Source organism: Paenibacillus sp. VMFN-D1, from assembly GCF_003386155.1.
Taxonomy (GTDB): Bacteria; Bacillota; Bacilli; order Paenibacillales; family Paenibacillaceae; genus Paenibacillus_AQ; species Paenibacillus_AQ favisporus.
Map to the genome: position 1 here is coordinate 1,255,277 of NZ_QRDU01000001.1, position 22,819 is coordinate 1,278,095.

The 22,819-nt window shown below is 48.0% G+C and carries 22 protein-coding genes; 17 read left to right on the top strand and 5 right to left on the bottom strand.

What is annotated here, in order from left to right:
• Positions 1-219: 219 nt before the first annotated feature.
• Positions 220-1,440 (bottom strand): MFS transporter, encoded by a 1,221-nt coding sequence (locus tag C7820_RS05900; RefSeq protein WP_181909059.1) that lies wholly within the window; start codon positions 1,438-1,440, stop codon positions 220-222.
• A 453-nt stretch (positions 1,441-1,893) separates the two neighbouring features.
• Between C7820_RS05900 and C7820_RS05905 the strand changes: the two genes are divergently transcribed.
• Positions 1,894-2,709, top strand: a complete 816-nt coding sequence (locus C7820_RS05905) for a nucleotidyltransferase domain-containing protein (protein WP_116230144.1) — start codon at positions 1,894-1,896, stop codon at positions 2,707-2,709.
• Positions 2,710-2,803: 94 nt separating this feature from the next.
• On the opposite strand, the gene C7820_RS05910 is transcribed toward C7820_RS05905, so the two are convergent.
• Positions 2,804-3,823, bottom strand: a complete 1,020-nt coding sequence (locus tag C7820_RS05910; RefSeq protein ID WP_116231648.1) for an alpha/beta fold hydrolase — start codon at positions 3,821-3,823, stop codon at positions 2,804-2,806.
• A 138-nt stretch (positions 3,824-3,961) separates the two neighbouring features.
• Between C7820_RS05910 and C7820_RS05915 the strand changes: the two genes are divergently transcribed.
• Positions 3,962-4,867 carry a LysR family transcriptional regulator gene (locus tag C7820_RS05915; RefSeq protein WP_116230145.1) on the top strand — a complete coding sequence of 302 codons (906 nt, stop codon included), beginning with the start codon at positions 3,962-3,964 and terminating at the stop codon, positions 4,865-4,867.
• A gap of 137 nt (positions 4,868-5,004) precedes the next feature.
• Here C7820_RS05915 and C7820_RS05920 read toward each other — a convergent pair whose 3' ends face one another.
• The gene (locus tag C7820_RS05920; RefSeq protein ID WP_116230146.1) at positions 5,005-5,880 is read right to left on the bottom strand and encodes an aminoglycoside phosphotransferase family protein; all 876 of its coding nucleotides are present in this window, start codon (positions 5,878-5,880) and stop codon (positions 5,005-5,007) included.
• 192 nt (positions 5,881-6,072) lie between these two features.
• On the bottom strand, positions 6,073-7,536 hold the full coding sequence (locus tag C7820_RS05925) for an alkaline phosphatase family protein (protein ID WP_258875128.1): 1,464 nt from the start codon (positions 7,534-7,536) through the stop codon (positions 6,073-6,075).
• 123 nt (positions 7,537-7,659) lie between these two features.
• Between C7820_RS05925 and C7820_RS05930 the strand changes: the two genes are divergently transcribed.
• Positions 7,660-8,553 (top strand): phosphotransferase enzyme family protein, encoded by an 894-nt coding sequence (locus tag C7820_RS05930; protein ID WP_181908944.1) that lies wholly within the window; start codon positions 7,660-7,662, stop codon positions 8,551-8,553.
• Between the two features lie 31 nt (positions 8,554-8,584).
• Here the strand turns inward: C7820_RS05930 and C7820_RS05935 are convergent, their stop codons facing one another.
• A complete protein-coding gene (locus tag C7820_RS05935; protein WP_116230148.1) occupies positions 8,585-9,481 on the bottom strand; it encodes an NmrA/HSCARG family protein in 897 nt (298 codons plus the stop codon).
• Between the two features lie 126 nt (positions 9,482-9,607).
• On the opposite strand from C7820_RS05935, the gene C7820_RS05940 reads away from it, so the two are divergent.
• The 14 genes from C7820_RS05940 (at position 9,608) to C7820_RS06005 (ending at position 22,766) form a co-directional block, all read left to right on the top strand.
• Positions 9,608-9,940 carry a winged helix-turn-helix transcriptional regulator gene (locus tag C7820_RS05940; protein ID WP_116230149.1) on the top strand — a complete coding sequence of 111 codons (333 nt, stop codon included), beginning with the start codon at positions 9,608-9,610 and terminating at the stop codon, positions 9,938-9,940.
• Positions 9,941-10,346: 406 nt separating this feature from the next.
• Positions 10,347-10,712, top strand: coding sequence for a DUF2089 domain-containing protein (locus C7820_RS05945; RefSeq protein WP_116230150.1), 366 nt, complete (start codon positions 10,347-10,349; stop codon positions 10,710-10,712).
• Positions 10,713-10,725: 13 nt separating this feature from the next.
• Entirely contained in the window at positions 10,726-11,157 is a 432-nt protein-coding gene (locus C7820_RS05950; RefSeq protein WP_116230151.1) for an SHOCT-like domain-containing protein, read from the top strand.
• Between the two features lie 6 nt (positions 11,158-11,163).
• A complete protein-coding gene (locus C7820_RS05955) occupies positions 11,164-11,508 on the top strand; it encodes a hypothetical protein (protein ID WP_116230152.1) in 345 nt (114 codons plus the stop codon).
• 324 nt (positions 11,509-11,832) lie between these two features.
• Positions 11,833-12,162 (top strand): PadR family transcriptional regulator, encoded by a 330-nt coding sequence (locus C7820_RS05960; protein WP_076164694.1) that lies wholly within the window; start codon positions 11,833-11,835, stop codon positions 12,160-12,162.
• 14 nt (positions 12,163-12,176) lie between these two features.
• A complete protein-coding gene (locus tag C7820_RS05965) occupies positions 12,177-13,040 on the top strand; it encodes a pentapeptide repeat-containing protein (protein ID WP_116230153.1) in 864 nt (287 codons plus the stop codon).
• 165 nt (positions 13,041-13,205) lie between these two features.
• Positions 13,206-14,450, top strand: coding sequence for a serine hydrolase domain-containing protein (locus tag C7820_RS05970; RefSeq protein WP_397334101.1), 1,245 nt, complete (start codon positions 13,206-13,208; stop codon positions 14,448-14,450).
• A gap of 418 nt (positions 14,451-14,868) precedes the next feature.
• Positions 14,869-15,879, top strand: coding sequence for an aldo/keto reductase (locus C7820_RS05975; RefSeq protein WP_116230154.1), 1,011 nt, complete (start codon positions 14,869-14,871; stop codon positions 15,877-15,879).
• An 11-nt stretch (positions 15,880-15,890) separates the two neighbouring features.
• A complete protein-coding gene (locus C7820_RS05980; RefSeq protein WP_258875129.1) occupies positions 15,891-16,313 on the top strand; it encodes an SRPBCC family protein in 423 nt (140 codons plus the stop codon).
• 226 nt (positions 16,314-16,539) lie between these two features.
• Complete coding sequence (locus tag C7820_RS05985) at positions 16,540-17,028, top strand: NUDIX hydrolase (RefSeq protein WP_116230156.1); 489 nt, start codon at positions 16,540-16,542, stop codon at positions 17,026-17,028.
• 312 nt (positions 17,029-17,340) lie between these two features.
• Positions 17,341-19,224 (top strand): glycoside hydrolase family 127 protein, encoded by a 1,884-nt coding sequence (locus C7820_RS05990; RefSeq protein WP_258875130.1) that lies wholly within the window; start codon positions 17,341-17,343, stop codon positions 19,222-19,224.
• A 28-nt stretch (positions 19,225-19,252) separates the two neighbouring features.
• On the top strand, positions 19,253-20,674 hold the full coding sequence (locus C7820_RS05995; RefSeq protein WP_116231652.1) for a family 43 glycosylhydrolase: 1,422 nt from the start codon (positions 19,253-19,255) through the stop codon (positions 20,672-20,674).
• Positions 20,675-20,879: 205 nt separating this feature from the next.
• Entirely contained in the window at positions 20,880-21,863 is a 984-nt protein-coding gene (locus C7820_RS06000) for an ABC transporter permease (protein ID WP_116230157.1), read from the top strand.
• A 15-nt stretch (positions 21,864-21,878) separates the two neighbouring features.
• A complete protein-coding gene (locus C7820_RS06005; RefSeq protein WP_240913115.1) occupies positions 21,879-22,766 on the top strand; it encodes a carbohydrate ABC transporter permease in 888 nt (295 codons plus the stop codon).
• Positions 22,767-22,819 lie beyond the last annotated feature (53 nt).

Genomic DNA, 22,819 nt, shown 5'->3' on the forward strand with positions numbered 1-22,819 from the left:
TTTAATCCGCGTGGGCGGGGGTTTGTCGAGTTTGTCCAGACCCCGGGCCGAAGAGTGCCTACCATTTTTCCATTAAATATATTTACTGAAGTGATTTGCGAAAGCGAAGAAGAGTAAGAGCCGAACCAAAGCGAAAACCTTCAATCCGTTGTGGCATGGATTGAAGGTTTTTTGGGGTTTAGATGCTTCTATTTTATTGTAAGATGCAATTCAGTTTATTTACCCTTCTTCCGTCGAGTACGTCTTCAGGTTCCGAAGAACAGGGAAAAGCCAATACATCCAGATTACGGCAACAGCCAGGGTGCCAACGCCGCCGATGATGGTTGCCGGCACAGCGCCGACCAACCCGGCCATCGTACCGGATTCGAATTCGCCGAGCTGATTGGAAGTGCCGATGAAGAGCGAGTTAACGGCATTGACCCGACCCTGCATCTCTTGGGGCGTGTTCACCTGTACAAGCGTCGAACGAATCACGACGCTGACGACGTCGGCTGCGCCGGTGAGAAACAACGCGAAGAGCGAAAGCCAGATGCTGCGGGAGATGCCAAACAGGATGGTCGCCAAGGCGAACACCACGAGCGAGGCAAACAGCGTTTTGCCAATGGCTTTCTCAATCGAAATACGCGTGAGAATCAGCGAAACAACGATCGCCCCGACTGCTGGCGCTGCGCGAAGCAGGCCGAGACCGGTCGGACCGGTCTTCAGGATTTCGTCGGCAAAGATGGGCAGCAATGCCGTCGCGCCGCCGAGCAGAACGGCGAACAGATCGAGCGAGATGGTGCCCAGGATGATTTTACGGGCGAATACGAACCGCAGACCGCTGAAAAAGGTGTCGATCCCGACGGCATCCAGCTTTTTAACGAAATGAACGGTCTTCACGAAGAAAATCAATACGACGGATATTAGGAGCGCGACCAGCGTTGTGATGTAGGCCGTAGAGACGCCCCAGATCACGAGTACACCTCCGAGCGACGGGCCGACGATCATCGCCGTTTGCATCCCCGAGGCGGACCAGGCGGCTGCCTGTGGCAGCTGCTCGCGGTCGACGATATCCGGCACGAGGGCTGCAGAAGCCGGGCCTTCGAAGGTACGGCAAGCGCCGAGAATGGCAGCGGCGATCAACAAATGGACAGAGGTGATCCAGCCCTCAATGCTGCTGATGACGAGAAAGACGACGACAGCGCACTCCATGAGTTGGCAAATATAAACGATGGTACGGCGATCATAGCGGTCCGCCGTCTGCCCGGCCGGCAGCGTCAGCAGCAGCATAGGCAGGAACTGGGCCAGCCCGACAAAGCCGAGCTGAAAGGCGCTGTCCGTCAGTGCATACATCTGCCAACCAATGACGACGGACAGAATTTGAAACGCGCTGGCCGAGAAAATCCGCGCGATCCATAAGTGCAAAAATGAGCGGTTATGGAGCACGGACGAAGTGTTCACATTCAATGCAAGTCATCCTTTCTTGTTGTGAAAAAAATGCCGAACGTATAGTTTCGGTAAAGCGAAACTATGTATTTGCTTACATAGTGCTAATTCATTTTATATGAAATGAAAAAAAGAGGGAAGAGAGGGGGAGAAAACATGGTCGGAAATTGGGTTAGGGTGTATATAATCAGCGGCGGATGGGTTGCCGGTTCCGCGAGAGGTACGGAGTTGCTGAATGAATCAAACTTAACGAGGATAGTTGAGTAAACTATCTATCACCGTCGTAACAAATCTTCTTTTTTTGTTGTAGGATACAAATTGTTGTAACAAGAATTTTGTTAATATCCGTACCAGATATAAGAATGCAATAGACCACTTGACAACGGCATACAGTTGACGATCAATCTTTGTAAATGTTATTTTGTAATAATACCCATTTTATGGGTCACAAATTAAGGGGTGCTTGGTATGAAGTTACCTTTACATGATCGATTCATTAAACAAGCGATTGAACATGTAAGCAAAGATCAACGTTTTATAGGCCTGCTCGCGGGCGGATCTATGATGTATGGAGAAATGGATGAGTATAGTGATCTGGATTTAATTATCGTCTACGACTGTGCTTTTCAAAAAGAGATCATGGAACAGCGCATCCAATTTGCCGAAAGGCTTGGTCATTTACTGTCTGCATTCACAGGCGAGCATGTTGGGGAACCCCGATTGCTTATTTGTTTATATGGACCAGCCGCTCTCCATGTCGATTTAAAATTCGTTCATTTGGAAGAACTCGAATCCCGGGTCGAGAACCCGCTGATTCTTTGGGAGAAAGGTACTGGAATTTCAACAATACTCAATAATACAAGTGCATCTTTCCCCTCCCCTCAGCCTCAATGGATCGAAGATCGCTTCTGGGTATGGGTTCATTACTGTGCTGCAAAATTAGGGAGAGGCGAATTATTCGAAGTGATTGATACGTTAACATTTATGCGGAATACAGTGTTAGGACCATTGGTACTTATCCACAACGGACGTTCCCCGAGAGGAGTCCGAAAGCTCGAAAAATACGCCCTCAAGGAAATGGAGGAATTACAAGGAACGATCCCTATCCATAGCTTTGAAAGCTGCTATCATGCGTTAAAAAATACGATCCAGATGTACCAGCGTCTGCGCCAGGGTTCGAAAATTGTGCCAAGGAACGAAGCAGAACGCGTTTCCATCGAGTTTCTTGACGGTATCTATTCAGAAAATTCCAATGGCAGCTCGTTTAACGAACGGAAACTATAGCGCAGCATAACACAACAGCAGCCGATCCAAAGGATCGGCTGCTGTTGTTACTCTCACAAGGGTTTGTTCGATTAGACGTCATGATATTAATGATCTATTCATTTGTACCCGTCGCCAACAGGCGTTTTAGATTGTCATCAATAAATTGATTATCGGGAGGGTTGATTCCGCGGCCGGCAAAATGGCCCCAGATCGACTCGATCGGTTTAAAAACCGCATGAGGTATAAGCTTAGCCTCATATTCATTATCGTCCGCCGGACAGAAGAGATCCGTACTTCCCGGCATGATGCAGGCATGCGCCTTAATGCTTCCCAGCGCCTTATCGAAATCCCCGTTATAAGCGGGGTTTGCACTAATATCCGCATGTTGGCCGGTCCATAACATGGCCAGCACGTTGTGCGGATCCATCTTCATAAAGCTGTCTTCCCAGACGCCAGCCATAAAATCTGCCAAAGAGCTGAATCCCATCTCACGATAAATTTCCTCTCTGTAAAAGGCTTGAGATACGCCCCATCCTGCATAGACATGGCCAACGGCGCGCATGTCAGCAGAAGTCAACCCGTCAAGTTTACTGGAATCGAATCGGACTGCAGCCATGAGCGCGGCTTTCATTCCGCCCAGGACCACATACGTTTGGGGCCAAGTCTTTGCAACTCCGGCAAAAGGTGCAATTCGTTCCACCATGTCGGGATAGCTTGCTCCCCATTGGAAGGCTTGAATGCCTCCCATGGACCAACCGACAACGAGAGCGATCTTCTGAATGCCGAATTTTTCGGTCACCAGCCGATGCTGGAATGTAACGTTGTCATAGATCGTTACCTGCGGAAAATTCGCCCGGTCGAAAGGCGGAGGCGTATTACTGGGAGAGGAGGATAATCCGTTGCCCAAAAGATTCGGAACGATAATGAAATATTTCTGCGGATCCAGTGCCATGCCGTCTCCGATCAACCATTCGTTTTGAACGTGCTGGTCGCCAAAAGCCGTCGGATAGACGATGACGTTATCTTTTTTCTCATTTAATCTGCCATAAGTCTTATAAGCAAGGAAAGCGCTCGGTAATGTTACTCCCGATTGCAAGGTTACGTCACCCAAATCAAAAATTTCATAATCCATCATATCGTTTGCTCCTTTCAAAATGAAACCAATAGATTGTATTGCTTGTTGTCAGTATAGTTCTGTGTTACTCTCAGTAAAAGTGAATAGAATTCAAAGCAGTGTTCAATATTTTTGATAGTGAAAGGGGAGTGTGTGATGGAATTGCGCCAGCTGAATACGTTCCGTACGGTTGCATCCACATTGAATTTCAGTCGGGCTGCGGAAGTGCTAAATTACGTCCCGTCCAACGTCACGATGCAAATAAAAGCATTGGAAGATGAGCTTGGGGTTCGTCTCTTTGACCGCTTGGGCAAGCAGCTTGTTCTCACGACGGCGGGGAAACGCTTTTTAACTCACATTCAAGGTGTTCTGGACAAGCTGGACGAAGCTCGCGGCGCCGTTCATGACAATGAAGATTTAACCGGCACCCTGACGATCAGTGCCAATGAGGTCGTGTGCGCCTATCGGCTCCCAGCTGTCTTTCAACGATTTCGCTCGCAGCATCCGGGGGTTCGTCTGATCTTCCGCTCCGTTCCAAATCTGGAGCTCAAGCAAGCCCTATTTGAGGGAACTGCCGACGTCGTCTTTATGCTGGACGAGCCCATTCGCTCGAGCGGACTTGCCGTGGAGCCGTTGGTGGAAGAGAGGTTCCGCCTTTTTGCTGCTCCCGACCATCCTCTCGCCAAAAGAAACCTGCTTCAGCTGGAAGATTTTCACGGAGAAGTGTTCCTGACAAATGAAAAGGGTTGTCCCTATCGGACCATGTTCGACCGGTCATTTGAGAAAGAGGGGATAGACAGTATTACGTATTTAGAGTTTCAAAGTGCTGAAGCTATTAAACAATGCGCCGTTTCGGGAATCGGTATTGCCTTTCTTCCTGAAATCGTAACGGAAGCTGAAGTTGAACGGGGCGACCTTGTTGCTCTTCCATGGGAAATTCCGGATCTGCACGTGTATACCCAGATGTCTTGGCATAAAGACAAGTGGCTCTCACCAATCATAGAATCTTTTATAGAAACGGCAGGGGAAGTACTTGCAAATTCCCCTATTCATGCCGTGTAGTTCGCGGAACCATTTATTTAACAAAAAACAAGTTCTCGTCTTTATCGAAAGACGAGAACTTGTTTGGTTAAGATGAATCGTAGGGGAACGTATCTTATGGAAGGAAGGGTTTGGTTAGAGGCATAAAGGTTTCTTCCTTACAACCGCTTGTAGTCCTGTAAAATGGTGTCCACCACATGCTTTCCCCAATCCGCAGCTTCCGAGCCTTTTTCGTTCCAATCATAGGTGATGAGCCCTTTCCATAGGGCCCAGCCGCGAGCGCGATGAATGGTGTCCTCATCAAAATCCATCCTCTTCAGGAACAGGTCGCGGCTGGCTTCATCAAAAAAGTTCCAGGCCATCACAAGGTCGCTCGAAGGATCGCCTACGCCCATCGTTCCGAAATCAATAACGCCGCACAGTCGTCCATCCCTCACCAGCAAATTGCCTACGGCAACATCACCATGCAGCCATAGCGGCTCTGATTGGTATGTTGTCGCAAGGGCAAGCTCCCATATTTCCGTTAGCAGCTTGTGATCATATTGACCGGATAGCTTTTCGATGATCGTTCTTGTATCATCATCATATACCGCAAGATTTCCCCCTCGATGAAAGTTCTGGACCCCTGCCGGAACGCCGCGGCTTGCGTCGATCGCCTCCAACTCTTGTAAAAAACGGGCGAGGTCTTCGGCAAATTGATTGTGATCGGATATGTTGTTGTGCGTGACCGTGTCGCCGTCAATCCAAAGGTTCACGGACCAGGGAAGAGGATATTCGTCCGTGGGCGCTCCTTTTGCAACCGGAACCGGAATGGGGACGGAAAGAAGCGGCTTGAAAACAGGAAGCCAGGTCAGTTCTTTTTCAACAGCCGAGGCGTAGCGTTCATGACTTGGTAAACGGACGGTCATTTCACTGCCCAGCCGGAAGGTACGGTTATCGTGGCCGCTTTTTTCTACAGGCTTTATCTCTAAATTCGCCCATTCCGGAAATTGGCTATCGATTAATCGGCGTACCAGCTCACAGGTAATCTCCATCTTCTCACCGCTTTCTAAAAAATGGTAATCAAATTATAACCTTTCACCTGCATCTCCTCAAGGGTTGGAGAGACCGAGAAATAAGAACGTAAAAAAAACCGGGATATGTATAGTCCCGGCTATCGTTATTTTTGAACATGTCTCTATGAAATCAGACCAGTCACCCTGGGGCCGAGCAATGTTATAATCAGCTCAATCCGTTAAAAGTTGAAGAAAGTAAGATTTCAAATCAACAACCCGCAGTGATTCCGGTTTATGGTCTGTACCGGCAATCATTAGAGGAACGAGCGACTCCGCTTGACTTATGCCCCCGTGCCCTGCGCCTCCTATATGGGTGGGTGAACTGCCGTACTTCAATTCATATCCCGGCTTTGCGGTTACGACCATGTATTCTCCATGATGTGAATGTAAGGCAGCGGACAATCGCCGGAGAACATCGGGATAATGTCCATAGTCCACCGTATTCTTTTGGGTATTGATTTGTAAATCAAGCACTTCGGGATCTTCGGCCAATGTCCATGATTGATGATATGGATCAACCAATTCTCCTTGTGAGCGATAGGCGAATTTCTTGGATGATCCTGATCGAACAACGCGAATCCAATCATCATCTTTCCAAGCCAATATATCGATTCTCGGGTCAGCCTTCAATACCTCTGATATTTGCTCAAAAGTATATTGTGAGGTTAGCTTATACAGATAAGCCATTCTATCATTGATGGCAAGAATAAGCTCGGTCTGGTCCGTGACGGCGCCTCCCTGCCGTAAAATGCGGTATCCGTTCAAGATTTGCCCTAAATCAATGACCGGTTGGCGATTTTTCGGGTGGACGTGAGCCATTCCGTTATCCCCCATAATGATGATTACGGCTTTTTCCAGAGCCTCTTCCGGTGAACCGAATGCCTGCAGCAAGGTCTTCAATTGGTGATCGGTGCGGATCACGCCATCCAAATCCGACGGCCCTTTTTTATGTATTTTTTGGTCCAGATCGGGGAAATAGACATATAGAAAATGAGGCAATTGCTCGTTTTGAATGAGATGCGTCACCGTTTGGAGCGCATATTCATTGTTAAAGCCGAACTTACCGATGGGGCTCACCGGCAAACTTTTCACGCTTTTCAGCGGATTTGAGAATGCTCCATAGGCAAACAAATCCGGACCTTTGACCGTGACATTTTTAGGTAACGCTGTCGGCATATGAATCCAAAAAGGAAAATTCAGCTGGTGATCCGCGCTTCCCCGATAGATCAAACCATTAACGGACCCCGATTGTAACCCCATACGGTCCATTTCTTCAAAAATGGTCGGTATTTGCGGATTCAGATGGTCGCCGTTCATACGGATTAAGGCATCATTCAAATATTGGTTGATTCCGTTCCTGTATATTTCCCAAAATCCGCTGCCATAATTAATGACTTTCTTGTCTTGCGTAGAGTACCAGACCAGTCCCGGTACACGATGTTCATCCGGATACGTTCCCGTCAGCAGCGTGCAGTCAATCGAAACGGACATGGTAGGAAATGAGGTGACGACATTCCTATAGTATTGACCCCGTTCCATCAAGAACTGAAAAGTTGGAAGTTTGTTTTGCTCGATTCCCTTATCAATCGCCTGGCTCATTAACGTATCGACACAAATGAAGATAATGTGCTGCAACCTGTTCACCTGCCAATTTTTTCTGCAAGCCTATTCTTAAGCCACATTATTTGCTTTCAGTATTCAAAATATTCGGCAAGCGGAATGTCATGTAGGATGAATCCGATAGAAGGGGGAGTAGAAGTGAGCGATCGTGCGGATTTGGCGCTGCCATTGGATATGCTTTTTGAACAGTTTCATATCAAAGTGGCCACTACATTGGGTGGGAGACTCAACCAGCACTGGCTGGTAAATTTCAAGAACGACCACCTTGTATTACGGCGCTGGTATAAAGAAACTCAATTTGATGAGATCGATTATGAGGTGAATTTGCTTAAAAGTATAGCCGAGCTTGGATGGCCTGTGGCAGCCGTTATTGAAGGGCCGTTCGAGATGGATGGGTATATCTGGGGGTTGTTCCCTTATCTTTACGGTGAACCGCCATCTGTGGACAATCGGGCGGCCGAACAGCGTGCAAGGGGGCGGCTTATGGCTCAGTTTCACTCAGACCTTGGCAAACTCAGTGGAATCGGTCAGCGCAAGGATTGGCGGCGGTGCGAAGAGATTCTATTTGACTCCGAGCTGGATCGATTGCTCTCACGAAATGAAAAGCAGCACCCTGAGGAAATACGAATTCTGTGGTGGCATTTGGAGCGTGCCCGAAGGCGGGTGGAGGAGCTGAGACTTCATTCCAGACCCGGGATCGTGATCCACGGGGATTTTACACCCTGGAACCTGCGATTCCAGGATGGGAAGCTCTCCGGCATACTCGATTTTGAGCTTGCTCACTGGGATCATCGAGTAGGCGACTTTGCTCTTTCTTGGCGGGGAAAGTACGACGAGGTTATTTATGGGTATGATGAAGTATCACCTCTTGAGCTGGAGGAGTGGGAACTGATCACGCCCATGTGGTGGGCGGGGCTGATTGAGAATGCATGCAGGCACCTGAAGGAAGGAACTTGGGACGACGGCTGGATTGTCAGGAAATTGTTAGAGCGTTCACCGTTGATGGGACAGGACGCCGTCCCGTTCCGTTAAATGCGACTGTTAGACTTCAAGATGATAAACTTTAATTCGTTTGGTTCGTTTGAAAAAGCACTTCGAACATCGCTTTCCCTTTCTTCTCCAGCCAAGTGTCAAAATCCATAAGACCAGGGTGTAGGCTGCGCAATGTTGGAAAATCGACTTCGTAGCCGTCTCCGTTTAACCATTCATAGATCCGCGCCAAGGTTTCGTTGTGCTGACGAATCGTTTCTATAGGAATTTGGGCATAGCTGATCGGGCGGCCTGTCGCACGAGTGATGGCTGACGCAATGCTAGGCGGAGTCCGTGCGTCACCGGCGATTTCGATCGTCTTGCCCAGAAATTTGCCGGGATGCTTGAAGGCCAGCTTGACGAATGCACCGATGTCATCCACAGCAATGCAATGTACAGGAACATCCGGGTTGGTAGCTTCAGCCAATGTCCCATGCTGAATACCATAAAACGGACTGGCGTAACTTTCCATAAATCCCGACGGGCGCAGGATCGTTGCAGGAAGGCCAAGCGTCTTAATGTATTGTTCAATTTCCCACTTGGCAAAATAACGAAAGCGGGACTGTACGTCAGCAGCGCTATTCGATGAATAAACGAAATGCTGAACTCCGGCATCTTTCGCCGCATCGGCTGCATTTTTACCCCAACGAATTTCTTCGGCCGTTCTTGCATCGCTTGGCTCCCATGTAGGTGGTTGAACACTGAAGACTCCGTGCACTCCTTGCATGGCAGCATCCAGCGAAACGCGATCTCCCAAATCCCCCCGGAACAATTGAGTACCCGCTTGAGCCAGGGCTTGGGCTGCCTTACTTGAAGGATCACGGGTGAAAGCACGCACCTGCCAGCCATCAGCAAGCAAATGTGACGCTGCCGTGCCCCCTTGCTGGCCTGTGGCTCCTAAAACCAAAATCGTCTTCTGAAGTGTAGCCATATGCTTCCTCCTTCAAGGTAATGGAATAACTCATTGAAAGTGTAAATCATATATGATTTCTTTGTAAGGAGACACTTTGTCGAGTTATACTTACGAATAGTAAGTAATATGTGAGGAAGTGATTGCTTGAACCCAAGTGATGAACAAAAATGCCTATCCGCGGTTAACGAAGCGTTACAAGTGATAGGCAGCAAATGGGCCTTCCTGGTAATCTCTCAATTGTATTATTGCCCTCAGCGCTTTAATCAGCTGCGCCGGAATCTGAGCACCATCAGCATCAAATCTTTAACCGATATTTTGCGGCATTTAGAACATTATAAAATCGTAAATCGTCAGGTTTACCCGACAAATCCTATTAGCGTCGAGTACTCTTTGACGGAAAAAGGCAGAGAGTATAGGGAAGTACTTTTTCAAATGCGCCAATGGGGAGAAAAATGGGGCTCCACCCCAAATGAATAAAAAGGTTGCCAACCATAGGTGCTTTGAAGAAGCAGGAGGAGGACAGTAAAATAAAAGCCCGACTAACATGAAGTTAATCGGGCTTTTGTGCGCAGGCCGGCTTCAATGATTAACTCTCAGGACAGAGTACATATGTCCGTCAGGGTCAATAAACCCAAAGAAGCGGCCAATGTTTTCATTGCGGATGGGTGTAACCGGAACCCCTTATGCACGAAGAAAACGATAGAGCGAATCAATTTGATTTGAATTCGCTGGTGTTTTCGGTTTTGTTAAATGGTAACTCAAAAATGTTTATAATAAACGCCAGAAAATTAATAATTTTGAGTAAATTATTAAAATAATTAATTTTTAGGATTCACAAATTGAATGTGTTGTTTTATAATTCAAAAAAAGAAAGGAGTAGAGTATGAAGTATCCCATCATCACACAGTGTCCTGTATGCGACCATCCGCTGCACGCAGTCAAGCTGGAATGTGGACATTGCCGGACGACGATTGAGAATACGTTTGAATTATCAAAGCTGGCTCTACTCTCACCTGAACAGCTCCATTTTGTGATCACCTTTCTAGTGAACAGGGGCAACATCAAGGAAGTAGAGAAAGAGCTCGGCATATCTTACCCGACGGTTCGCGGCAAGCTCAATGATATCATCACGGCCCTCGGATACGAAACGCGGAAGAAGCAGGAAGTCGATGAGAAGAAGGTCATTTCCATGCTGGAGAATGGCGAAATTACTGCGGATGAAGCGGTCAGAATGCTGAAGGATGAATAAGGAGGAAGAAACGATGAGAGAAGAAATCAGCAAAGTGCTGTCTATGATGCAGGAAGGCAAAATTGATTCTGATAAGGCATCGGAGTTGATTAATGCACTGCAGGAGAAGCAAATGGCTCATCCATCGCAAGCCGTGCAAGTATTTGGGAAACAAGACTATTCGAAGAAATTGCCATCGGGTTCCGGCCGTTATTTAGACAAAACGTTGAAAATTCGAGTAACAACCGAAGAAAACGATAATGTCAGCATTAATTTACCGATTAAACTGGTGAAGGCGGTTCTCGGAGCGGGGCACAGCATTGCGTCTAATATTCCGCAATCCGCGGAATATGTGAAGAATATCGATATCGATCTGCTGATCGATGCAATCGAAAACGAGCTTGACGGGCAAATCGTTGATGTCCGTACTGGTGACGGGAATACCGTCGCCGTAGTGATTGAGTAACTGGCCATGATAACTGTTAAGGTTAAAAGCAAAGGGTATGCTTTTACGATTCCGGTCCCTTATGCCGTATTACGCATGGGATCCAGTATTCTGACTACCAGTATAGTTCAGCGCAAAATGAAGGATTGGATGAACAAGTCTGGCGGACATGTGGGTGGGGACTCGAGCCGGAATCCTGATTTCGATTCGGACGGCAGACGATTCGGGACTGAATTACTGCTGTCAATTCTTGAGAACGCAAGCACGCAGCAAGCGATTAGGCAGCTCATCAAAGACCTGCAGCGGTGCAAAGGGACCGTTCTGGTCGATGTCCAGGCTCAGGACGGTACGAAAGTGTTGATTAAATTGTAGGCAAGTTTTTAATTCCAGCATCATGCTTAGTGAGAAGAGCCCTATGCTGAATCAAAGCACGTAAGACGACAGGAGCATATACGTGTGATAGCCGCGGCGCAGCGGCTTTTTGTGTTTTAGTAAGACATGTTTTTTTAAAACCGAAAGACAAGAACACATATCACGTTGACGAGAAAGAAATGGGGCCTAATTGGTTAACCGTAATTAAATTATGTAAACTAATCAAATTTAGCGTAAAAGAGATTTTAGTAAAGTGTTTCAATAAATTAATTACCTTTACAGTCACAGTAGTGTATTGTATTATGCAGATATGGAGGTGATTGTATGAGTGACAACAAAATCACATCCGACCTGCTGCGAGGCCATACCGACACGATGATTTTACGATTATTATCCGAAGCGGACCGCTACGGTTATGAAATTGTCAAGCTGATTGCCGAACGTTCGGGAGGTGAGTACGAACTAAAGGAAGCCACGATGTATTCCAGCGTCCGGAGGCTTGAAGGGGACGGAGATATCGAGTGGTATTGGGGCGATGAATCGCAGGGCGGACGGCGCAAATATTTTCGAATTACCGAGAAGGGCAAGGAAACGTACGAGCGCAACAAAAGCAACTGGGAGTACGCCAAGCGTGTGCTCGAAAACTTGTTATAAGGGGAGTCGATGGGATGAACGAGAAATTGACGAACTATTTGAACGGGGTATTTGCTCCATACGACGGTGTGAAGAGTGTCAGCGAATTAAAGGCGGACCTGCACTCCGATTTGCAGGAGCGGTTCCGTGAATTGAAAGCCGAGGGCAAGGACGATGAAACGGCTTTGGAGATGACCATCGACAGCATCGGCGACATTGAACAAACCGTACTGGAGGTGGCAAACCTCTCCCGTTCGCTGGAGCGGCAGGTGCTGACCAACCTCAGCGCGAGCAACTTGACGGGTAGCGACTTTGCGGGTGTTACCGCCCATAAGGGAAAATTCACAGCGAGCGCGCTGCGGGGATCCGACTTCACGAATGCGGACTTGACCGGCAGCTCGTTTAAGAGCAGTGACGTGCGGGACGCCCGTTTCGACGGCGCCAATCTGACCGACTGCAACTTGTCCACCCTGGACCTTGCGAATGCAAGCTTCAATAAATCCATCCTCGTGCGTACGAACTTCAGCAAATCATGGCTGGCCGGAGCAACATTCACAGGCGTTCATCTGACTGACGTCAACCTCACGATGACCGCTCTTACCAAAACCGTTTTTGAAAACTGTGTTTTCGACGGGGTGGACTTCACGTCCTCCGATTTGAGCGGACAGCGTTTTGACGGTCAAATCTTCGTCGGCGTCAAGTTCGATAAAGCTGGATTGAAAGAAGTTTCATTCAAGGGCGCGACGCTCAAGAATGTATCTTTCCAGGGATCTCTGTTGACCAAGAAATATTACCGCGCGATCAAAACCGTTTGCTTTGACGGGGCGACGATGGATAAGCTGACCTTTGCCGCACTCAAGGGCATGGATGCCAATTTGTCCAAGGTTACGGTGATCTAGTACATATCTCGATTTGGATACCCGGAACAGGAGGTGAGCCATCTTTTACTTGCCGATATTTCGTCTCGTTGATACAGCTAATATACCTTTTTGACAAAGGGCTTTAAAGCATGAATGACAAGAGAGAATCATAGGGCTGATAAAAAGTAAAGAGAGGTCATCCAAATGGAAAAGATGATATCGGGAAAAAGCAGCAGCGGTTTCTCCGAAACCGGGCTTCAAAGAATGCGTGACGTGCTGGCACGGCATGTTGAATCGGGGAAAATTCCCGGGCTCGTCGCCCTGGTCAGCCGGAACGGTGAAACGCACGTCGAAGCGATCGGCACAATGCGCCATGACGGAGGCGCGCCGATGCGCCGGGATACGATCTTCCGGATGGCGTCCACTTCCAAGCCGGTCACGATGGCTGCGGCGATGGTCCTGCTTGACGAGTGCAGGCTCCGGCTGGACGATGTGGTAGACCCGTGGCTGCCCGAACTCGCCGACCTGCGGGTGCTGAAGAGAGCCGACGGCCCGCTGGACGATACCGTGCCGGCGCGGCGTCCGATCACCGTAAGGGACATTTTGACCTCCACATTCGGGCTTGGTATGGATATGACGTCACTGGGCACGCCGATCATGAACGCGATTTTCGAGCAGGGGCTCACGCCAGATCTGCCGGAACCGATGCCTGAGCCGGATGAGTGGATGCGCCGCCTGGGTGCGCTTCCGCTGATGCACCAGCCTGGAGAGCGCTGGCAGTACCACATCAGCAACGATCTGCTCGGCGTACTCGTAGCCAGGGTCACGGGCCAGTCGTTTGAGACATTTCTGCGCGAACGCATCTTCGATCCCCTCGGCATGAAAGACACCGGCTTCCATGTGCCCGCCGGCAAGATCGACCGCCTGCCGCCCCTTTATGCCCCTAACCCGCAGACCGGTGAGTTCACCGTGTGGGACGAAGCCGATGGGGGACGCTACAGCCAGCCTCCGGCTTTCCAAGGCGGCGGAGGCGGACTTTGCTCCACTGTTGAAGACTACCACGCGTACTTTCAAATGCTGCTGAATCAGGGGATGCACGGGAACCAACGGATCCTGTCGCGGCCCGCCGTCGAGCTGATGACCACCAACCGCCTCACACCCGAGCAGCAAGCCGCCCGACACGCCATGGCTACGAACAATGTCCATGTGTCATTCGGTCAAGGACAGCACGGCGGCTGGGGCTTCGGAATGGCGGTTCGCACCTACCGTGGTGACTACGCGCCCATCGGCCAGTTCGGTTGGGACGGCGGAAGCGGCACCACGACCTACGCCGACCCGCACAACCAGCTCACGGGTATTCTTCTCACCCAAGTTGGGATGTCTACTCCGGATTCAGCGCGGCTTATCCACGACTTCTGGACAACGGTCTATCAGGCCATCGAAGATTGACACCTGGGTAACATTAGCCTAGATGTACCACCTCAAGAAAGGGCACAGAGCCTTTCAGAAAATTCTCCATCCATTTGAGATTCCGGGAATCGATCAGCATATTTAATAATGAAGCAGGTTAGAAGGCGGCCGTCATGATGATCGGCTGTCTTTTTATTTGCACGAACGTATCACACTTAAAAGCCACATTATTGCGATTATTTGTTTTTTAACGAGGACCAAAAAATAGACGGATGTAGGCAGTAGAGTACTTTTTGGTGCCTATCGTACTTCAAAGTGCGTACTTCCTATCTCTGTTTAAATGCTGCATAATCTATTTTTACAGACGATAAAATGACATTTGTTGATTTGAATAGGCATTGATTTCCAAATCAATGCACATTCAAATTTAATTATATATATTTGGAGGACATCTTAGATGAGAAATATACTGCAAGGAAAAATTGGATTTGGTACGGCGCCGTTAGGTAATATGTATCGCAATATCCCGGAGGAAGAAGCTATAGCCACTGTAGATGCGGCTTGGGAGAGCGGCATCCGTTACTTCGACACAGCTCCGCTGTATGGATCTGGCTTGGCGGAGATTCGTCTGGGTGAAGCACTGTCGAAAAGAAACCGGGATGAGTACGTTTTAAGTACAAAAGTAGGCCGAATTATTTCGGATGAGTTGGAAGATCCATCTGCACGTGATTTAGGGGAAAAAGGGGGACTTTTCGAATTCGGCCGTAAGAATAAAATCATCAACGACTACAGTGCGGATGCGACCCTTCGCTCGATCGAGGATAGTTTGAAACGTTTAAAAACAGATCGTCTGGACTTTGTTTATATTCATGATGTGGCGCAAGACTTTTATGGTGATGAGTGGATTTCGCAATTTGAAACGGCCCGAACCGGGGCATTCCGTGCGCTCACACGTTTACGTGAAGAAGGAGTCATTAAAGGCTGGGGACTCGGAGTAAACCGGGTAGAGTCGATCGAACTCATGCTGGAATTGGAAGAAGCCAAGCCGGATGTATCTTTGCTGGCTGGTCGGTACACCTTATTGGACCATGAACGTGCGCTGCAACGAGTTATGCCTGCGGCAGTTAAACATAAGATGGACATTGTTGTCGGCGGACCATATAGCTCAGGTGTTCTTGCTGGAGGTACCCACTTCGAGTATCAAAAAGCGACACCGGAAATTGTGGCAAAAGTTGAGAAAATCAAAAATATTGCAGATCGTCATCAAATCAGCATCAAGGCGGCAGCTTTACAATTTTCGCTGGCTAATCCGGCGGTTGCAGCCGTCATTCCTGGTGCAAGTCGTCCTGAGCGGATTGCAGAAGACAAAGCTGCATTGAACACAGTTATTCCGGCAGCTTTCTGGGAAGAAATGCGCGAACAAAAACTGGTAGCACCTCATGCACCGCTGCCTATCGACATGAAATAAATAGGGGAGTCATGAACATGGCACATACGGTTACATCTATCAAAATTTCAGCTTTACCTGATCAAGTATGGCAATTGATCGGAGGCTTTGACGCTCTTCCTGACTGGTTACCTTATATCCCTAACAGTAAAGTAAGTGAAGGTGGGCGTGTACGTCATCTCGCTAATCCTGATGGTGATACGATTGTAGAGCGCTTGGAAGCATTCAATCATAAGGAGCGCTACAACACCTATTCGATTATGAAAGCACCCTTTCCGGTTACGGATTATTTATCCACCATCCAGGTTAAAGAGGATGCTGGCGGTAGATCATCAATGGTAGAGTGGTCTGGCAGTTTCACCCCGGCAGGGGTCAGTGATCAAGAGGCTATTGATCTGTTCCATGGGATCTATAAAGACGGCTTAGAGGCATTACAACAAGCATTTTTAGATTGAAGATTTAATAAGTAAAAGAGGCGTGTATCCGAGTCAAATTTGAACTTGGATACACTCTTTTTTTTGTTCGCTCAAAATAAAGAAGCGTTTATAAAATATGCCCATGTATGATTTGCTGTGCTCAAGGTTCGAACTTGTGGGTCATATTATCCTTTACATAAAAGCAGGAAAGTGCATGAAGCAAGAGGAATACATAGACAAATCATCAAGCAAAGGGCGTCTTTAATTGGCGTTTCCGACACATATAGTATCGGCAGGCGGTATTGTGGAAGATGGAAAGGGGAACATCCTATTAGTAAAAGCGCATGACGACGGTTGGGTATATCCGGGGGGAATTACAGAAGTTGGCGAAAACCTGATGGATGGCGTGATCCGTGAAATTAAAGAGGAAAGTGGAATAGACGCCACGGTTAGCCATTTAATCAGTGTGGTTTCAAATACAGCGATCCATAAGTGGTATGACGGTGTAACCGATGTTCCTACGAAGGTCATGTTTGATTTCGTGTGTACAGCTGTGGGGGGAGAGTTAGCGACGTCTGAGGAGACGAGCGAATGCAGGTGGGTTCCAAAAGAAAATGTTCTGGATTTGATTACCTTACCCGCAATCCGCATGCGCTACGAAGCTTATTTGAACTTTAACGGCTCTGTGAATTATATGGAGTACGTCACTGCAACAACGTCTGAATGTCAGGTCAAGCTGCAAAGGAATATGTAGTAATTTTTAACTGTGACACTCAGTGGTCAGCTGCTTTTTTGGAGTCATCCGCCTGGGCAACCAGGCTATACAAATACGCGAGCAGTTCCAGGCATTTTCCGGAACTGTTTTTAGTTCGGGAGATCATTTAATGATAAACCATGGACGCTGATTATTAAAATATGACAACGCCTTCTTAAGAATGTTGGCTTACGAGCAAATGGTGCATGAAGATAGACTAACTATTAAGGTGGACCGAATGCCTCCGTGCAGCTTCTTTCCTCGGTTCCGATGCTCGTACTTTGGGCATAAAATACATCCTTAGGAAGTTTCATGAAAATCCGAGAGAAATACATTTTTTATGGTATGGATGATCATATCGATGGAATTGAGGTGACCGGTTTGTTTACCAACTTTCGCCTTGATGAAGTAAGGTTGACAGACAGTTCCTTTGCATTTCGCAGACAACTTGTAAAAAAGTATATTGTTGAATTTGATCTGAACCGGCTTATGCATACGTTCAAAATGAATGCCGGGCTTTCGTCCAACGCGGAGCCCTTGGGCGGGTGGGAAAGCGAAGATGGCGGTCTCCGAGGACACTTCGTCGGGCATTATCTGTCCGCTTGTTCTAAATTCGCTTTTGCCGATCAGGATGATGGTCTGAAATCAAAGGCTTACGAAATCGTGGACATGATGGAGTTATGCGCTAAGCCTAACGGATATTTGAGCGCTTTCGAAGAGGAGAAGCTCGATACGCTCGAATTCGAGGAGAATCGAAATGTATGGGCGCCGTACTACACCCTGCACAAGATTATCCAGGGGTTAGTCGATTGCTATGCGTATCTCGGCAGTGAAAAAGCCCTGGCTCTTTCCGTAAACCTGGCCCACTACATTCACGGACGTTTTGAAAAGCTTTCCTTCTGGAAAATCGATGGGATTCTCCGTTGTACGAAGGTGAACCCTGTAAATGAGTACGGTGGGATCGGCGATGCCCTGTACACCTTGTATGACATCACCGGCGATGCCAAAATACTTGAGCTGGCCCAACTCTTCGACAGGGATTATTTCCTGGATCATCTTGCGGACGGCAAGGATGTGCTTGAAAATCTGCACGCAAACACTCACCTGCCGATGATTATAGCGGCAATGCACCGGTTTGACCTTACGCGCGAGGAAAAATATCGAAAGGCGGCCTTGAATTTTTATGATTACTTAAAGGGAAGAACTTTTGCCAATGGAAACAACAGCTCAATGGCCACCCATTTTATCAAAGGCGGAGTTTCCGAAAAATCGGAGCACTGGGGAGGCTACGGACAGCTGGCAGATGCATTGACCGGCGGCGAAAGCGAGAGTTGCTGCGCGCATAATACGGAAAGGATTCTGGAGCGGTTGTTTGAATGGTACGGGGCGGTTGAGTATCTGGATCATATGGAATCGCTGAAATACAATGCGGTGTTGAATAGCGCCAGCGATGAAACGGGCCTTTCGCAATACCACCAGCCGATGGGCAGCTGCGCGATCAAAAAATTCAGCGATCCGTACGATTCCTTCTGGTGTTGTACCGCCTCAGGCATCGAGGCAATGAGCGAGCTGCAGAAGAATATCTGGTTTAAAAGCGAGGATGCTCTGCTGATGAATGCCTTTATTCCATCTGCTGTGGTTTGGAAAGAAAAGCATGTCACAATCACACAGCATACGGAATTCCCCGATGGGCTTACGTCCACGCTCGTGGTTGATGCAGCCGAACCGTCAGCTTTCAAACTAATGCTCAAGGAAAAAGCAGTCAAAGCTGTAAAAATCAATTCCGCTCCGATCGAACTTATCAGGGAAAACGGGTACGTCGGGATTCAACGTGTTTTTCAGGATCAGGATACGATTGAAATCGAAATAGAGGCTTCCCTGCATTTGGTTCCGCTCCAAGGTTCAGAACGTTTGGCGGCGGTGATGTTTGGCACCGTGTTACTGGCTCAGATCGGGCAAGGTTCGCTTTTGCAAGGGATGTCAAATGCAAATATCAACGAAAGATTCGTCAGGGCGGAAAAGAAGCAACTGGAGTTTGCCCTTGACGATGACCAAGTCAAACAAGCGAAATTCATACCGCTATTCAGAGTTGAGGAAGAAGCGTATTCCGTATATTTGGACTTCGAAGAGGATTCCAGCCGCAACCGCCGTTTTTCCTTTGCTAAAGATGGCAGCTCGGCGTATGAAGAAGCGTAAAGGATATTTAAAGGAGTGAACGTTTATGATGAAAAAACAAGGGCTAAACCCCTATCTCCCATCGTGGGAATACATACCTGACGGAGAACCGTACGTTTTTAACGACAGAGTTTATGTATATGGCTCGCATGACCGCTTTAACGGACATATGTTTTGTTTAAACGACTACGCTTGCTGGTCGGCACCCGTGAATGATCTAGGCGACTGGCGGTATGAGGGCGTGATCTACACTAAAACGGATGACCCGCTAAATCCTGATGGCAGAATGTGTCTTTATGCGCCCGACGTCACCGTCGGACCGGATGGCCGTTATTATCTTTATTATGTCCTGGATAAGGTGCCGGTTGTTTCGGTTGCCGTCTGCGATACACCTGCTGGAAAGTATGAATTTTACGGATACGTAAGGTACGCGGACGGTACACGCTTGGGCGAAAGAGAAGGAGACGAGCCCCAGTTTGATCCGGGTGTGTTGACAGAAGGGAAGAAGACATACTTATATACTGGTTTCTGTGCACCCAAGGATAAATCCAGACATGGCGCAATGGCCACGGTGCTTGGTGAAGACATGCTTACCATTGTGGAGGAACCTGTATTTGTCGCCCCAAGTGAACCTTACAGTACAGGAAGCGGGTTTGAAGGGCATGGATTTTTTGAGGCTCCCTCCATCCGTAAGAAGGGTGATACCTATTATCTTGTCTATTCATCGATTGTCATGCATGAATTATGTTATGCCACCAGTAAATTTCCGACAAAAGGCTTCATTTATCAAGGCGTCATCATAAGCAATAATGATCTTCACATCGATTCCTACAAACCGGCGGACAAACCGATGTATTATGGCGGTAATAACCATGGCAGCATTGTGGAAATTAACGATAAATGGTTCATTTTTTATCATCGCCATACCAACGGTACAGCTTTTAGCCGGCAGGGCTGCATCGAACCGATCGTCATTCGGGAGGATGGAACGATTCCTCAAGTGGAAATGACCTCTTGCGGTCCCAATGACGGCCCGCTTGTGGGTCGCGGTGAATACCACGCCTACTTGGCATGTAATCTGTTCTGTAAAGACGAAGAATTGTATACAGGCGGTTTCGGTTCAGGGGCATGGATGGACAGCCGTTTTCCGAAGATCACGCAGGAGGGAAGAGACGGGGATGAAGAGATCGGATACATCGCTAACATGACAGACTCCGCAACTGCCGGTTTCAAGTATTTCGACTGCCAAGGAATCCGGAAGGTGAAAATCAAGGTGCGTGGTTATTGCCAGGGCAACTTTGAAATTAAAACGACTTGGGACGGCCTGGCTCTCGGAAAAATACCCGTTAACTTCACGAATATATGGACGGAATATTCAACGGATCTCGTCATTCCGGATGGCATACAGGCTTTATATTTTACGTACACAGGCAGTGGAAGCGCGGATCTGGCTTCGTTTATTTTAGTGTAGACCGCCCGCCCGAGAACCAGCTTTCCGAAAAAAATACGCAAGCAGTCCCGAGCATTTTCCGGAACTGCTTTTTTTTGGTTTGTGTGATCTTTTAATGATAAAGCCATGGGGGCCGAGTATTAAAAAATGACAACGCTTTCTTAAGAATGTTGGCTTACGAGCAGATGGGTCAAGAGGATAGACTAGCAATAAAGGAGGAGCGCATATGGATTTGGAAGCACAGTTTACGAGAACTGCGGATCACGGCGGCCAGCAGCACCAATTATGGAAGCGGTTTAAAAAGCAAAAAGTACTGCATGTATTTGTAGGGCTGGGTATGATCTTTCTGCTGATTTTCTCGTACACGCCAATGTTCGGCATTCTTATGGCGTTTAAAGACTACAGTATTTCAAATGGGATCAAGGGGATCTTTACCAGCGAGTGGGTCGGTTTGAAATATTTCGATGAATTCATCCATGATTATCAGTTTGCCACGATTGTACGCAACACGCTTGTCCTGAGCTTACTGAAGGTCATCTTCGCTTTTCCCGCACCGATTTTGCTCGCGATCCTGTTGAATGAAGTGAAAAATATGGCGTTCAAGCGATTCGTTCAGACGATCAGCTACCTGCCGCATTTTATTTCCTGGGTTGTCGTCGTCGGTGTATCCTACGCCTTCCTGTCTGCGGATGTTGGCATGGTAAACCGGGCGCTGGTCGAAACCGGGCTGATTGACAAACCGCTCAACATTTTGACGAGTCCAAACTATTTCTGGGGACTTGCCGTTGGCAGTGCGATTTGGAAGGAAATGGGCTGGTGGACGATCATCTTCCTGGCCGCCATCACGGGGATTAATCCTTCGCTTTACGAAGCTGCCGAGATGGACGGCGCCGGCAGGCTGGCACGGATCCGATATATCACACTTCCGGGAATCAGGGGAACGATCGTCGTCGTGCTGGTGTTGACTATTGGCAGTATTCTCGGAGGCGGCCTGGTCGGCTCCAACTTCGAACAAGCCTACTTATACGGCAACAGCATCAACAATCCGACATCGGAAATCGTTCAGACGTACGCATTCAAGGTTGGTCTGAGTGACGGGCGATTTTCCTACGCGGCAGCAATCGATCTCATTCAGTCCGTTATCTCCGTCATTTTGATATTTTCCAGTAACTTCATTGCCAAGCGGGTGTCAGGGTCAAGCTTATTCTAAAAAGGAGGGCTGGTGGTGCTTAAGAGCCAAAGACAGAAGGATGTTATTTTTGACAGCTTTATTTACATCATGTTGTTTATATTGATGCTCATCATGCTGTATCCATTCTATTATGTATTCATCGCCTCGTTTAACAAAGGCTCCGATACGTTATTGGGAGGCATTTATTTGTGGCCCCGAAACGTAACTCTGGAAAATTACAAAATATTTCTGGAAGATCCGAAGTGGTATCGAGCCTTTCTGGTCACGGTTGCCCGGACGATTTCGGGTACGGCATTGGGACTGCTGCTGACAAGCCTGGTCGCTTACGCCCTTTCGCACCGTGATTTGTTGTTCAGCAAAACGTATTTTACGGTCATCATTTTCGCGATGTACTTCTCCGGCGGATTGATTCCTTATTATGTTGTGCTGCGCTCGATCGGATTGCTTAATTCATTTGCAGTGTACATCGTGCCGTCCATGCTCAACACGTTTTTCCTGCTCATTGCCATCTCGTTCTTCCGCGAAATCCCGGGCGAACTGAAAGAATCGGCGCATATCGACGGCGCTGGCGAACTCAAGATCTTTTTTCGGATTATCCTGCCGGTCTCGACGCCGGTACTCGCCACGATGGCGTTATTTATGGGCGTCGGCCAATGGAATTCATGGCTGGACTCCGCCTATTTCGTGCAATCGGAAAACTTGCGAACGCTTACCTTTCGGATGATGGAAGTGATCAACAAGAGCAACACGCCGCTGGATTCGATTGCCGTAGCAAACAGCGCCTCGGCTTCGGCCGGCGTGACGAGCTTCTCGCTGCAGGTGACGGCGATGGTCATCTCCATCGTGCCGATCATATGCGTATACCCTTTTCTGCAAAAATATTTTGTGCATGGAATTATGTTAGGATCTGTGAAAGGGTAAATCGTTGTTTCTATATTTAATCGCTTACATTAAAATACCAGTATACATTGGAG